The sequence below is a fragment of the Clostridioides sp. ZZV14-6345 genome (genome assembly GCF_020657775.1).
Classification (GTDB): domain Bacteria; phylum Bacillota; class Clostridia; order Peptostreptococcales; family Peptostreptococcaceae; genus Clostridioides; species Clostridioides difficile_D.
Map to the genome: position 1 here is coordinate 26,202 of NZ_JAGWCX010000004.1, position 13,873 is coordinate 40,074.

Annotated in this window: 14 protein-coding genes; all 14 read right to left on the reverse strand. The window is 32.4% G+C overall.

The window, feature by feature from the left end:
* Positions 1-17: 17 nt before the first annotated feature.
* The 14 genes from minD to rsxC all read right to left on the reverse strand — a co-directional run bounded on the left by minD (position 18) and on the right by rsxC (position 13,744).
* On the reverse strand, positions 18-815 hold the full coding sequence (gene minD / locus KGF39_RS01675; RefSeq protein ID WP_054273170.1) for a septum site-determining protein MinD: 798 nt from the start codon (positions 813-815) through the stop codon (positions 18-20).
* 23 nt (positions 816-838) lie between these two features.
* A complete protein-coding gene (gene minC / locus KGF39_RS01680) occupies positions 839-1,522 on the reverse strand; it encodes a septum site-determining protein MinC (RefSeq protein WP_227820945.1) in 684 nt (227 codons plus the stop codon).
* Between the two features lie 97 nt (positions 1,523-1,619).
* The gene (locus tag KGF39_RS01685; RefSeq protein WP_227820946.1) at positions 1,620-4,598 is read right to left on the reverse strand and encodes a penicillin-binding transpeptidase domain-containing protein; all 2,979 of its coding nucleotides are present in this window, start codon (positions 4,596-4,598) and stop codon (positions 1,620-1,622) included.
* An 11-nt stretch (positions 4,599-4,609) separates the two neighbouring features.
* Positions 4,610-5,098, reverse strand: a complete 489-nt coding sequence (gene mreD, locus KGF39_RS01690) for a rod shape-determining protein MreD (protein ID WP_227820947.1) — start codon at positions 5,096-5,098, stop codon at positions 4,610-4,612.
* 14 nt (positions 5,099-5,112) lie between these two features.
* Complete coding sequence (mreC, locus tag KGF39_RS01695; RefSeq protein ID WP_227820987.1) at positions 5,113-6,006, reverse strand: rod shape-determining protein MreC; 894 nt, start codon at positions 6,004-6,006, stop codon at positions 5,113-5,115.
* Positions 6,007-6,015: 9 nt separating this feature from the next.
* Positions 6,016-7,077 (reverse strand): rod shape-determining protein, encoded by a 1,062-nt coding sequence (locus tag KGF39_RS01700; RefSeq protein WP_285891573.1) that lies wholly within the window; start codon positions 7,075-7,077, stop codon positions 6,016-6,018.
* Positions 7,078-7,146: 69 nt separating this feature from the next.
* Positions 7,147-7,806 (reverse strand): RadC family protein, encoded by a 660-nt coding sequence (radC, locus tag KGF39_RS01705; protein WP_227820989.1) that lies wholly within the window; start codon positions 7,804-7,806, stop codon positions 7,147-7,149.
* Between the two features lie 44 nt (positions 7,807-7,850).
* Positions 7,851-8,435, reverse strand: coding sequence for a Maf family protein (locus KGF39_RS01710; RefSeq protein ID WP_227820948.1), 585 nt, complete (start codon positions 8,433-8,435; stop codon positions 7,851-7,853).
* 219 nt (positions 8,436-8,654) lie between these two features.
* Entirely contained in the window at positions 8,655-9,626 is a 972-nt protein-coding gene (locus KGF39_RS01715) for an RnfABCDGE type electron transport complex subunit B (protein ID WP_227820990.1), read from the reverse strand.
* A 15-nt stretch (positions 9,627-9,641) separates the two neighbouring features.
* Positions 9,642-10,217, reverse strand: a complete 576-nt coding sequence (gene rsxA / locus KGF39_RS01720; protein ID WP_003419046.1) for an electron transport complex subunit RsxA — start codon at positions 10,215-10,217, stop codon at positions 9,642-9,644.
* Positions 10,218-10,231: 14 nt separating this feature from the next.
* Entirely contained in the window at positions 10,232-10,825 is a 594-nt protein-coding gene (locus tag KGF39_RS01725; RefSeq protein ID WP_003419045.1) for an RnfABCDGE type electron transport complex subunit E, read from the reverse strand.
* Between the two features lie 12 nt (positions 10,826-10,837).
* Entirely contained in the window at positions 10,838-11,407 is a 570-nt protein-coding gene (locus KGF39_RS01730) for an RnfABCDGE type electron transport complex subunit G (protein ID WP_003419043.1), read from the reverse strand.
* Positions 11,407-12,384 carry an RnfABCDGE type electron transport complex subunit D gene (locus KGF39_RS01735; RefSeq protein WP_227820949.1) on the reverse strand — a complete coding sequence of 326 codons (978 nt, stop codon included), beginning with the start codon at positions 12,382-12,384 and terminating at the stop codon, positions 11,407-11,409. Before KGF39_RS01735 ends, KGF39_RS01730 begins: the two co-directional genes overlap by 1 nt.
* 22 nt (positions 12,385-12,406) lie before the next feature.
* Entirely contained in the window at positions 12,407-13,744 is a 1,338-nt protein-coding gene (gene rsxC / locus KGF39_RS01740; protein ID WP_227820950.1) for an electron transport complex subunit RsxC, read from the reverse strand.
* Positions 13,745-13,873 lie beyond the last annotated feature (129 nt).

Here is a 13,873-nt window from a genome sequence, read left to right on the forward strand (position 1 = left end):
AGATGTATCCTCCTTTGCTACTTAGCCATGCTAAACATTTTTTTAAGTCTACCAAAGAATCCATCTTCAACTTCAAGATCAAGTAGAGGAACTTCTTCATTTAGTATCCTTTTTGCGATATTTTTGTATGCTTGACCAGCAAGTGACTTAGAATCAAGTATGGCTGGCTCACCTTTATTTGTTGATATAATTATACTTTCATCATCAGGAACAAGGCCTAATAAATCTATTGCTAATATTTCTATTATATCTTGTTTGTCCATCATGTCTCCACGCTTAACCATATCATTTCTAATTCTATTTATAACTAATCTTATCTCTTTTATTTCATTTGCTTCTAATAAACCTATTATTCTATCAGCATCTCTTACAGCTGATATTTCTGGATTTGTAACCACAATGGCTCTATCTGCTCCAGCTATTGCATTTTTAAATCCTTGCTCAATACCTGCTGGGCAGTCTATTATTATATACTCAAAAGATTCTTTTAGTTTCTCACACAAGTCAATCATTTGCTCAACTGATACAGCATTTTTGTCTCTAGTTTGTGCTGCTGGTAATAAATATAGATTATCAAATCTTTTGTCTTTTATTAGAGCTTGCTTAAGCCTACAAGTTCCTTCAACTACATCTACTATGTCATAAACTATTCGATTTTCAAGACCCATTACTACATCTAAGTTTCTAAGTCCAATATCTGCATCTACAACTACTGTTTTTTTATTTTCTAGGCTTAGCGCAGTTCCTAAGTTTGCTGCGGTAGTAGTTTTTCCAACCCCACCTTTACCAGATGTTATAACTATAACTTCGCTCATAATACTACCCCCTATTTTTCTTTCTATTTGTCTAACTTTGACAAATAGCTTTCTATTACAATTCTTCCATTACTTACAAAGGCTATTTCTGGGCTAATTTCTGATTCAATTTCATAATTTTCTTCATCATCTGGTGCTTCTGCAATATTATCTGCTATTTGTAATATTTTAGGATTAAGATTTCCAGCAACAACATATGCAAATTCATTACCTTCTGCACCTGCATGTACAAAACCTTCTATTTTACCCATTACAAAAACATTGCCTCCTGCTACAACCTTAGCGCCAGCATTTATATCTCCCATAACAACTGTATTTGATTTTGAAAGGACTTTTGAGCCAGGTTTCATATCATTCAATATAATTACATCGCCTTCAAATTCAATATTTTCACCAGATCTTAGGGTAGTGACATATTTTGTTGGAAAATTACTATTTTCTTCAACTTTTTGATCTTCAACAAATTCCACATCGAATCTAGAAGTAATTCCTTCTTTTAGTTCTAGAATCTCCATGTCAGTTAAACAATCACTATTAATTTTACTAATTTTAGCCCCATTAAAAAAGCCAACATACGCTTCCAATTTGTTTATTATTTTTTCCTGTATTTCCTCAAATGGAGCTTCTCTTTTTATATTTACTATTATCCCTCTTTTATTACCCTTGAATTCTACTAGTTCTTGACTACAAATTTCTCTTAAAGACATAACAACCTCCAGAGTGATATATCATTTATATTCTTCAAATACGTTTTAAACCCTTTTATTTTTTCTATATAAAGCTAAAGTTTATACATAGATTGAGCTATCTATTAATTTGTGACTCGAAATTTATATTTTCGTCAGAAGAATTGTTAGCATCATTCGTCTTGTTGTCATTTTTACTATTAGTTTGCTCTAATCCCATATAAGTTCCAATAACTTCTCTAGTTGGTAAAAGTGAGAATACACTTGAATCACCTTGAGGAATTACGCATACAACAGCTATTTCTGGGTCATCTGCTGGAGCAAAAGCAACAGTCCACGTAAAAGAACCATAATCTTGTTTAAATTTATCTATTTGGTCATCTGTTATTTTTGGATTTAATTCTTTTATAGCTTTTCTTAGATATGAAGAATTTACTTTATCAGTATCCTCTAATCTAACTTTTACTCCATCTTCTAATTCTTCCTCTAATTTCTTTCTTTCTTCGTCTTTTAAATCTTTATTCTCTAATTTCTTTTTTATTTCCTTTTCTTTAGCTAACGAAAGTTCTTTTTCTTTTTCTACTTTCATATTATTAGCTAGTTTAATCGCATCATCTAGGTTAACATTATAAGATGACATATGACTCTTTAAATATTCATATTCATTATCTGTAGGTATTTTCCCACTTTTCTCAGCTGTACCAGTCTTTGCTGCTACATCTATTGGGAAATCAGCAAAAGCACTTTTTGCTGTACCTTGTCTCGAAACCAATTTCATACCTTTTGTTAGTTCCTTTAGATTATCAGAATTTTTGAAAGGTATTTTTTCTACTTTCTTTTGGTCATTGATTTTTACTGATGAATAATCACTTGAGACAGCTCTATCAACTACAGATAATTCTACTAAATTACCTCCATTTGCTATAGCAGCTACATATCTTGATATTTGAGCTGGTGTATAGGCATTTTCACCTTGCCCTATAGCTAAGTTGAATGTATCAGCAGTACTCCATTTTGCAAAGTTAAAGTAACTAAATACTGCCATATCCGCTACATCTTTCACTCTATTTTCTTTAACATCCAATTTTTTCAATCTATTCATCGTTTCTACTCTACCAGGAGTTTTCTTTTCAGCTGCCCAACTTACAATTTCATCGATTCTTTTTTCGTATTCTTTAGGATTTTTATCCCTAGTTATATCAACAAAGTCATTGGCCATTTCTCTATCTAAAGCTGATTTTAACAATGCTTGTGTTGATTTTAATTTATCCTCTGTACTAGGCACCTTACCTGCTCTTTCCTCTACTTCGTCTTCAAGCCCAGTATTTCCATCTAACCCAAATAATTTTGCATACTCAAGTATCTTACTTGCATTCATATCTATACCAATACTTTTTCCATCGGGCCATATCTTACCTGTACCAATAGTTGCCATATATATATTACAAGACTCTTGTATAGCTTTATATAAATTTGTCATACCATGATTTCCTCTACCATGGTTCCACACATAGTCACCAAAAGATTTTTTACCTAACATGATAACCCCAGGGTCATTTATAGTAAAGTTTGGATTTAAGCCATTTTCTAAGGCTGCCATTGAAGTTACCATCTTAAATGAAGAACCTGGCTGGAATTCCCCTTGTGTAACTAAGTTTAAAAGAGGGCTTCCTGCTAGTAAGTCATTTGGATTTTTTGGTTGAAGTGCTTTATAGTCTTCTGTAGAAATACCCTTTGCAAATTTATTTGGGTCATAATTAGGATAGCTTGATGAAGCTAGTACTTCTCCATTTTTAACATCAATAACTATAAGAGCTGCTGATTGTGCTTTTCCTGCATATGCACTAATTGGTTTGTCCCCAAATTTACTTTTAAAGGTACCACCTTTAGAAGCAACTTCGATTATCTGTTTTAATGCATTATCTGAAACGTCTTGCAAATCTTTATCTAGTGTAAGGTATACAGTATTTCCTGATTTAGGCTTTTTAGATTCAATTTCTTTACTGATTCTACCCAATGCGTCAACTTTAACCATTTTATAACCATCAGTTCCTCTTAGTCTGCTTTCGTTACTTTTTTCTACTCCTGCAAGACCTACCATATCTCCAGTTTCATAACCTTTCTGAAGGTATGATTCTATTTGAGTGGATGGCATTTTTCCTACATATCCTAACATATGTGAAGCTAATGTCCCATTAGGATAATATCTTACTGGTTCAACTGCTATCGAAACACCTACAAGGTCCATAGCACGCTCCTCAATTTGGGCAATTGTAGTTTCTCCTACATCTTTTGCAATAGTTACTGGATTATATTGAGAATATCCTTTTGATTTTATCAAATCCCTTACAACCATTATTTTCCTTGCATCTTCATCACTTAAGCTTTTATCAATTTCTAACGCATCACTATTTCTTACTTTTTCAAACGCTTCTTTGGCACTTAGTTTAGTTTCTTTTATCTTATAACTAGCCAACCAATCTATCTTATCTCTTTCTGCTGTGAACATCCATTTACTAACTAAAATAGGTGGATAGTATCCATTTTCATTTAGTTTTGCCTGTAATTTTGTTGCATCCAATCTTTTATCTTCTTGAGACAATATTCCAGCTGATATAAGTTTATCTACTAAATAATAAAAACTTTCTTTAGCATTATAATCACTTGGAATACCATTTTCTGATTTATATTCTCTAATATCTCTGTCATATGTATAATAGTACTTTCCATTTTCTACATATATAGGAAACTCATCTACATATTCTTCACCATTTTTCTCCAGCAAATTTATAAGTTTTAATGATATTTCATTTGCTCTTGAATGTTTGTTTGTATCTTTCTTATTAATATCGTTACCTGAAACTTGAACAGTAAATAAGTTTTTATTTCCTGCCAACAATCTCCCATATCTATCTTTTATTTCTCCTCTTGGAGCTTCTATTGCCAACTTTTTATATGTTTTATTCTCAGCTAACTCATTGTAATATTCATATTTAAATGTAGTCATGTAGATTATTTTTACTAAAATAGCTAAAAATATCACACTCATGACTATTTTAATTATTTTTAGTCTATCAACTTGTTTATTTTCTTCCATGAAATCACCAACTAATCTTCTTTAAGTTTTAAAACTGCTCTTTTAGATAAGCGATATATTACTAAACCAATTAAACTATTCACTATTGGTGCTACTAGTAAACCTTTTACAAAAAGTGTTGATATGTTATAGCTTTGATAAATTATACTAGATGTACCTATATTGACAATTGAATCAATTAAACTGCCTATAAAAATTAAAACAAAAGTAATAATATAACTACCTTTATATAGCTGGTCTCTCATGTGTCCAATTGCATATGCAATAATAAACAAAATTAATGCATTTACACCAAGAATTCCGCCAACGGTTATGTCTTTAATAATCCCTATTATTGCTGCTATAATCCCACCCTCTAATTCATCTAAGTAAAGAGAGATTATAGTTACATACATAAGGACTAAATTAAAGCTTATGCCAAAAATATCTATATAATTTGTTATACTATTTTCTATAGTCATAAGCACAATCCCCAATAGACAAAGTAAAACTTTTTTCATTGTTTTTATCCCCTTTATCCTATATTTCTTGGTTCTATGACTACAACGTCATTTATATTCTTAAAATCAACATACGGTTTTACAACTACATATTTTAATGACTTATCTTTATCATCAACTACTTTTTCAACTTCACCAATTGGTATACCATCTGGGAAGAATCCAAGACCTGATGTTGTTATTATATCTCCTTGAATTACATTATATGACGAGTCAAACATATATCCTTGCAAATACCCTTTACTATTATAACTATCTTTATTGTCTAAAGTAGTATTTTGAGTAATTGTACCTTTAGCATTGGCATCCTTTGCTAGTTTAAAACTTACAGATGCCTTAGAATCCAATAGTGAAATTGCCTTACTATAATTGTTGGAAACTTCATAAACTACACCAACTAACCCACTGCCATTCATAACTATACTTTCTTTTTTTACACCTGAATTTTTTCCTGCACCTATAACAAAACTCTCATACCAGTTTCCATCATTTTTACCAACAACACTTGTAGAAATACTTGTCGCCTTATATTCTTCTTGTACAAAGTTAAGTGTCTTTTTTAACTCTTCTAGTGATTCTGTTTTATCTAGTTTGGCATTTAAAGCTATCATGTCTTTTTTAAGTTTTTCGTTTTCTTCTTCTAATTTTTTTACCTTTTTAGAATTATCTTTAAATTCTGCTATGTCTTTAAAACCATTTTTAATAAAAGAAAATCCATCATTTATTCCTTTACCTACACTTATAATAGCATCTGAAGCTACTCCTAAGTTTACAGGACTACCACTAGAAAATTTACCAATTGATATACCCACAATTCCAATTAAAGTGATAGCAACTACGCCCGTTGCTATCACTTTAACATTAATCCTTTTTTTCTCATTTTTGTTCTTGTCAAATCTCAAGGCCATCACCAACTTCTAATTCTTAGTATTCATCATTAATACTTTTTCAAAGATTTCTTGGTCTTCAACAGATTTCCCTGTTCCAAGCGCAACACAATCAAGAGGTGTTTCTGCTATTTGTACAGACATACCAGTTTCTTGTGTAATAAGTTTATCAAGACCTCTAAGCAAAGCTCCCCCTCCTGTTAACATTATTCCGTTTTCCATTATATCTGATGCTAATTCTGGTGGAGTTCTTTCCAGTGTAGATTTTATTGCATCTACTATTGAACTTACAGGTTCTTTTAATGCTTCTCTAACTTCTGTAGAGCATATTTCTATTGTTTTAGGTAATCCTGAAATTAAATCTCTACCTCTTATTTGCATATTTATTTCTTCATCATCTTTAAATGTAGAACCTATGCTAATCTTAACATTTTCAGCAGTTCTTTCACCTATCATAAGGTTGTATTCTTTTTTTACATAAGCAACTATAGACTCATCAAACTCGTCTCCACCTATTCTTATAGATTTAGCAGTAACGATTCCTCCTAAAGATATTACAGCTATTTCTGAAGTACCTCCACCAATATCAACTACCATATTACCTTCTGGCTCTTCAACTTTTAATCCAGCGCCTATAGCAGCTGCCATTGGCTCTTCTATAAGGAATGCATCTTTAGCTCCTGCTTGTCTTGCAGCCTCTTCTATAGCTCTCTTTTCTACTTCTGTAACTCCAAAAGGAACACATATAGCTATTCTTGGACTTACAACACCTTTTTTGTCAGCTGCTTTTTGTATGAAATAACTAATCATTGATTGAGTTATATCAAAATCAGCTATTACACCATCTTTCATAGGTCTTATAGCTACTATATTTCCTGGTGTTCTACCTATCATTTTTTTTGCTTCTTCACCTACTGCCAATACTTCCTTACTGTCATCTCTTATTGCGACAACTGATGGCTCTCTAACAACAATACCTTGTCCTTTTATGTAAACTAATGTATTTGCAGTCCCTAAATCTATTCCCATATCCTTTGTCATCTTATTAAAACTAAAAAAACCTTTTTTTTCTTTCTTTTTTCCCTTAGCCATGATTTTACTCCTTCCTACTATTAAGAATCATGTTTAAAACATTCTTCTCTTATTTTATCACATATAAAGTCAAATTATCATATTTTCTTTAAAGCTAAAGTATAATCCATCTCCAATAATTACATGGTCTATTATTTCTATTCCAATTATTTCTCCACATTTAACAAGTCTTGATGTGATATTTTTATCTTCTCTTGATGGTTCCACACTTCCTGAAGGGTGATTATGCATCACTATTATCTTACTTGCACTCCTTCTTATAGCTTCTTTAAAAACCTCTCTAGGATGGACTAATGACGAGCTTAAAGTCCCTACAGATACATCTACATCAGATATTATCTCATTTTTTGTGTTTAAAAGAACCGCTTTAAAAACCTCTTTTTTTAAATACCTCAGGCTGTCCATATAATACCTCTGTATATCCCAAGGATTCTTTATTTTATACTTCATAGGTTTAAAACTAGCTACTCTAGAGCCTAGTTCTAAAGCTGCTTTAATTTGGGTCGATTTTGATAACCCAATTCCATCTATATTACACAGCTCCTCTATTGTCATGTCTTCTAAATGTCTAATACCCTGAATATCTCTATTTATTATATAGTTGGCTAACTCAATAGCATTTTTATTCTTGTTGCCAGTTCTTAAAAGTATAGCCAACAACTCAGTATTTGATAAGCTTTTTACTCCTTCAACAAGCATCTTTTCTCTGGGTCTTTCCTCTGGTGCCATTTCTTTTACCTTGATGGTTGAATTAAATGACTTTTTCAGACAAATCACACTCCATAAAAAAGATTTACACTAAAATGTTTTTTTAATAGGTCGCCTAGCCTCGAAATTGGAAGTCCAACTATATTAAAATAATCTCCTATAATTTCTTCAACTAGCAAAGCTCCATATCCCTGTATACCATAAGCACCTGCTTTGTCGAATGACTCATTAGTTTTCAGATAATCCTCAATATCCTGTTCTGATAACGTTTTAAATTTTACATTGCTGATTACATAGTCAATTACTTTTTTATCTTCGCACAAGTTTATTAAGCTAATACCTGTTATGACTTGATGCTCTCTTCCAGATAGTCTTTTTAGCATATCTCTTGCACAAGACTTATCTTTCGGTTTTCCTAAAATAGCATTGTCTAAAACAACAACTGTATCAGCTCCAATAACAATATCTTCATTATGTTCAGATGCTACAGACATGCTTTTTTCAAAAGCTAACCTCATAACTAAATGTTTTGGTGCTTCACCTTCCAATATAATCTCATCAATTTCATTTTTAATTATATCAAATCTTACATTTGTATTCTCTAGAATGTCTTTCCTTCTTGGAGAGGCTGATGCCAAGATTATATTCATTTATTCACCTCATTTGTACGTAATTTGTACCTATTTAGTCTATCACTATATTGTAAAAAATTCAACAGAAATGTCGAACCTTTTTTGTTACACTATTGTTATATTTATTACCATTAGAATAAATATACATAAAATAGAGGTATGGAAATTATTCCATACCTCTGTTTTATGTACCCATTAGAGATATGGAAATTATTCCATATCCTTATTTTGTCCATATTACAAAATTTTAATAGCTTTCTTTGGACATTTTTCCATACATAAATGGCATCCTACACATTTATCAGCATCTACCTTATGTTTTTCTTTTAATTCTCCTTCTATTGCATCAAACTTACATTGTTTTTTGCATACTGTACATCCAACGCAAAGTTCTTGGTCAATAGTAACTTTCTTTTTCTTAGTTATATCACCTGATATTACTTTTGTAGGGCATTTTGCTACACATTCCATACAGCCTACACACTTGCTAGGGTCTATCTTAGCTATTTTATTTTCAAATACTATAGCATCAAATTTACAAGCTTTTACACACATTCCACAGCCAATACATCCAGCAGTACATTTTTCCTTAACAGCTTTACCAAATTCCTTGCTGTTACACTCTACAACCACTTCTTGACTTTCTGGTTTTGTGATTATTATACCCTTAGGGCAAACTTCTTTACATTTTCCACAATTTACACATTTCTCTTCATCTATTACTGCCACTCCATCAACTATAGAAATAGCATCAAATTTACAAGCATCTTTACATGTTCCAAGACCTAAACATCCAAATTTACACATTTTAGCTCCTGAATTTAAAACATTTGCTGCTCTACAATCTGATATTCCTTCGTACTCATATTTATCTTTTGCACTTGAACAAGCTCCTTTACAAATAACTTTTGCTACTTGTTTCTCACCTGCTTCAGCGCTTATTCCCATTATTTCTCCAACTTTTGCACCAACATCTGCTCCACCTACAGGGCAACCATTAACTGGTGCTTTTCCTTCAACTATTGCACTTGCAAGACCTCCACAACCTGGGAATCCACAACCACCACAGTTGGCTCCTGGAAGTACTCCTAGTATAGCTTCCACTCTCTCGTCTACTTCTACAGCAAACTTTTTAGATGCAAAATCTAGTACTATCCCGAAGATTAAGCCCATAATTCCTAAAACTAATACAGCTGTAAGTATCACTATTTTCACCCCTCTTTTTTATAGCTTTATAAGTCCTGTAAATCCTAAGAAAGCTATTGACATTAAACCTGCTGATATAAGTGTTATAGGGAAACCTTTAAATGCTTCTGGTATATCAGCTAACTCTAGTCTTTCTCTTATACCTGCGAATATTACTATTGCTAAAGTAAATCCAGCTCCGGCTCCAAATCCGTTTATTATTGTTTCTACTAAGTTATAACTTTTTTGAACATTAACTAGAGCTATACCAAGAACTGCACAGTTTGTAGTTATAAGAGGTAAATAAACTCCTAATGCTTGATATAAAGATGGACTCATCTTTTGAATTACCATTTCAACGAACTGAACTATAGAAGCTATAACCAATATAAAAGCTATTGTTTGTAAGAATCCAGTTCCAGTTTTTACTAATAAAATTTGTATAAAATAAGTTATAATTGAAGCTAGAGTTAAAACGAATGTAACTGCAACTCCCATCCCTACTGCTGTATCAACTTTCTTAGAAACGCCTAAGAAAGGACATATACCCAAGAACTGAGATGTTATAACGTTATTAACAAGAACGATACTTAAAAATAAAAGTATTAAATTCATTTATTACACCTCCACTACGCTTTTTTACTTCTTAATTTATTAAATCCTGCAAATAAGAATCCTAATGTTAAGAATGCACCTGGTGGTAATATAAATATTAATACTGGTTGGAAAGATGCTCCAAATAGTGTCATTCCAAATAAACTACCATTTCCAAGTAATTCTCTTACTGCACCTATTATTGTAAGTGCAACAGTAAATCCAAGCCCTTGACCCACACCATCAACTATTGAAGGCATAGCTCCAGTTTTGAAAGCAAAACTTTCTGCACGAGCTAGTATTAAACAGTTAACAACTATTAATGGTATATATATACCAAGAGCCTTATCAAGGGCAGGAACATATGCTTTTAAAAGCATACCTACTATTGTAACAAATGTAGCTATAACTACTATAAATATAGGTATTCTTATCTTATCTGGCGTAATTTTTCTTATTAAAGATATAACTAAATTTGCACATATTAAAACTGCTGCTGTTGAAAGACCCATACCGATTCCATTTATTGCTGAAGTTGTAACGGCTAGTGTTGGACACATACCTATAACTTGAACAAATGTTGGGTTCTCATCTATTAGCCCATTTTTAAATACTTTAGCTAAATTCATAATTAACCCTCCTTATTTATTAAGAGCACTATTGAAAACATCTATAGCGGCATTTACTCCTGTAGTAACTGCTGTAGATGTAATAGTTGCACCTGATATTGCTAATATTTGATTATCTGCTGTCGTACTTCCTTTTGCTACTTCAAGAGGTTCAGCAGTTTTTCCTTTGTATTGACCTTTAAATGCATCATCCTTAGCTTTTGCTCCAAGTCCAGCTGTTTCTGACATATTACCAATGTCAACGCCTGTAACTTGACCCTCAGATGATATACCTACCATAACTTCAATTTCTCCACCATATCCACTTGGTTTAGCTTTTAAAGTATATCCAACTACTTCAGAACCATCTAATCCTTCATACACTTCAGCTATAAGACCATCTCCAAGGTCTTTATAAGTACTTTTGTCCATTTCTTTAAATTCTTTTGCTTCTGGAAGAACTGCTTTTCTAAGTTCATTATTTGCTTGTATATTTCTTTGTTCTATTACTGGAGCTGTAACTTGGTTTGTAGCTCCAAGTGCTAATGCGGCTATAGCACTTATAGCAAGTAAAGTCCCACCTAGTCTTACCATACTATTCATTATTTAGCCACCTCCCCAAACACTCTATTTCTAACAAACTTATCTATAAGTGGAGCAAGACAGTTTACTAGTAGTATTGAGTAAGATACACCTTCTGGATATCCACCATACATTCTTATAACAGTTGTTATAAGACCAGCTAATACAGCGTATATTATTTGACCTTTCTTAGTCATAGGCGAAGTTGTATAATCCGTAAGCATGAAGAATCCACCTAACATAAGTCCTCCAGCAAACAGTTGATATATTGCGAAACTTATATTAAATCCACCTAAAAGGAATGTTAATATAAATACAGTTGCTATGTAAAATACTGGTATAACATAATTTATTATGCCTTTATACATTAGGTATACTCCACCTAATAATAATAATATTGCTGATGTTTCACCTATACATCCACCAATATTACCAATCATCATATCAGCAAGACTAATTCCATTATTAGAAAGGTCTGCTAATCCCGCAGCTCCATTTTTCAAAAAGCTTAATGGAGTTGCTGTAGTAACTGCATCTAAATTTTTACCTATCCAGTTAACACCTGGTTGAGTCCAAGCAGTCATTGCTACTGGAAATGATGCTAATAAAAATGCTCTTGCAGCAAGTGCTGGGTTGACAAAGTTACATCCAATTCCACCAAATACCATTTTAACTACTAATATTGCAAATATTCCTCCTACTAGACACATCCACCAAGGAAGTGATGCTGGTACGTTAAATGCTAATAATAATCCTGTGACAACAGCTGAAAAATCTCCTATAGTACTTTTTTGCTTCGTAAATTTTTGATATAAAAATTCAGTACCTACTGTACCAAGTATACAAAAAAACATAGCACTCAAAGCATTAAGTCTAAAGAAGTATACTCCTGCTACTGCTGCTGGAAGGAGTGCTATAATAACTTGTTTCATTATATATGAAGTATCTTCATTACTTCTCACATGAGGAGAAGATGATACTATCAACTTATTTTCCATCGTTTTTCCCCCTTAACTTTCTTTATTTCTGAGCAGCTTGCTTTCTTCTCTTTGCTCCTATTTCTCTCTTTGCTGATCTTATAGATTGAAGTAATGGCCTTCTTGCCGGGCAAATAAATGAACAAGACCCACATTCTATACAATCCATTGCTCTATGATATTCAGCTGTGTCATAGTCATCTTTTAAAGAATATGCACTTATGAAAAGTGGTTGTAAGAATGATGGACATACATCTGTACATCTTCCACATCTTAAACAGTTTTGAATATCTGGAGTACGTGATTCTTCCTCATCCAAACATAAAATTCCTGAAGAACCTTTATTAGTTGCTATTTCAGTAGTATACTGGGCTATTCCCATCATAGGTCCACCCATTATAACCTTACCAACCTTCTTATCTTCTTTAAATCCACCACATTGTTCTATTATTTCTGAAACTAATGTTCCAACTTTTGTTATTAGGTTCTTTGGTTCTTTTATGCAACTACCCGTTATTGTAGTGATTCTTTCTACCAAAGGCATACCTGTTTTAATAGATTTAGCTATTTGTGCTGCTGTGGCAACGTTGTCAACAACTGCACCTGCTGCTATTGGTAATCCACCAGATGGAACTTCTTTGCCTGTACACGCATAAATAAGTTGTTTTTCTGCTCCTTGTGGATATTTCACTTGAAGACCAACAACTTCGATTTCACTATAATCTTTAGCTGCATTTTGAATTGCTTCTATAGCATCTGGTTTATTTGTTTCAATTCCTATAAATCCTTTTTTAACATCTAATACCTTCATTAATGCTCTTAAACCAAATACAACATCTTCTGGATTTTCCACCATCAATCTGTGGTCTGCAGTTAAATATGGTTCACATTCTGCACCATTTAATATAACTACTTCTGCTTTGCTATCTGGTGGAGGAGATACTTTTACATGGTTAGGGAATGTAGCTCCACCCATACCTACTATTCCTGCCTCTTTTATGATACCTACTATATCTTCTTTGCTCAAATCCTCTAACTGACCTTTTGGTTGAACACTTTCATGTAATTCTTCCTTAAAGTCATTTTCTATAACTACACATTGAGCTGAACCACCTGGTACTTCATGTTGTTCAATAGCAATAACTTTACCTGATACCGAAGAATGAACGTTACATGAAACGAAACCTTGTTGTTCACCTATTTTTTGCCCAAACTTTACTTCTTCACCAACTTCAACAATAGGTTTAGCTGGTGCCCCTATATGTTGCTGAAGAGGAATGTAAACTATCTTTGGAGCTTGAGCTTTTTCAAGTGCCTTTGTGTTAGAGTACTCTTTTCTATATGGAGGATGTATCCCTCCCTTAAAAGTTAAGAGTTTCATTGTTTTACCCCCTTATCTATAAAAAAACATTTTTTCTGTCTTCTATAAGTATACTATATATATTAAAAAATCTTAACAATTGTTAAAAAAATATCCGTATTTTTATAATTTATTTTATAAATCAACATC

Bases quoted from the DNA above. Each gene is read 5' to 3' on its own strand.
- minD (WP_054273170.1), bottom strand. From the start codon at position 815: ATGAGCGAAGTTATAGTTATAACATCTGGTAAAGGTGGGGTTGGAAAA.
- minC (WP_227820945.1), bottom strand. From the start codon at position 1,522: ATGTCTTTAAGAGAAATTTGTAGTCAAGAACTAGTAGAATTCAAGGGT.
- KGF39_RS01685 (WP_227820946.1), bottom strand. From the start codon at position 4,598: ATGGAAGAAAATAAACAAGTTGATAGACTAAAAATAATTAAAATAGTC.
- mreD (WP_227820947.1), bottom strand. From the start codon at position 5,098: ATGAAAAAAGTTTTACTTTGTCTATTGGGGATTGTGCTTATGACTATA.
- mreC (WP_227820987.1), bottom strand. From the start codon at position 6,006: ATGGCCTTGAGATTTGACAAGAACAAAAATGAGAAAAAAAGGATTAAT.
- KGF39_RS01700 (WP_285891573.1), bottom strand. From the start codon at position 7,077: ATGGCTAAGGGAAAAAAGAAAGAAAAAAAAGGTTTTTTTAGTTTTAAT.
- radC (WP_227820989.1), bottom strand. From the start codon at position 7,806: ATGGCACCAGAGGAAAGACCCAGAGAAAAGATGCTTGTTGAAGGAGTA.
- KGF39_RS01710 (WP_227820948.1), bottom strand. From the start codon at position 8,435: ATGAATATAATCTTGGCATCAGCCTCTCCAAGAAGGAAAGACATTCTA.
- rsxA (WP_003419046.1), bottom strand. From the start codon at position 10,217: ATGAATTTAATACTTTTATTTTTAAGTATCGTTCTTGTTAATAACGTT.
- KGF39_RS01725 (WP_003419045.1), bottom strand. From the start codon at position 10,825: ATGAATTTAGCTAAAGTATTTAAAAATGGGCTAATAGATGAGAACCCA.
- KGF39_RS01730 (WP_003419043.1), bottom strand. From the start codon at position 11,407: ATGAATAGTATGGTAAGACTAGGTGGGACTTTACTTGCTATAAGTGCT.
- KGF39_RS01735 (WP_227820949.1), bottom strand. From the start codon at position 12,384: ATGGAAAATAAGTTGATAGTATCATCTTCTCCTCATGTGAGAAGTAAT.
- rsxC (WP_227820950.1), bottom strand. From the start codon at position 13,744: ATGAAACTCTTAACTTTTAAGGGAGGGATACATCCTCCATATAGAAAA.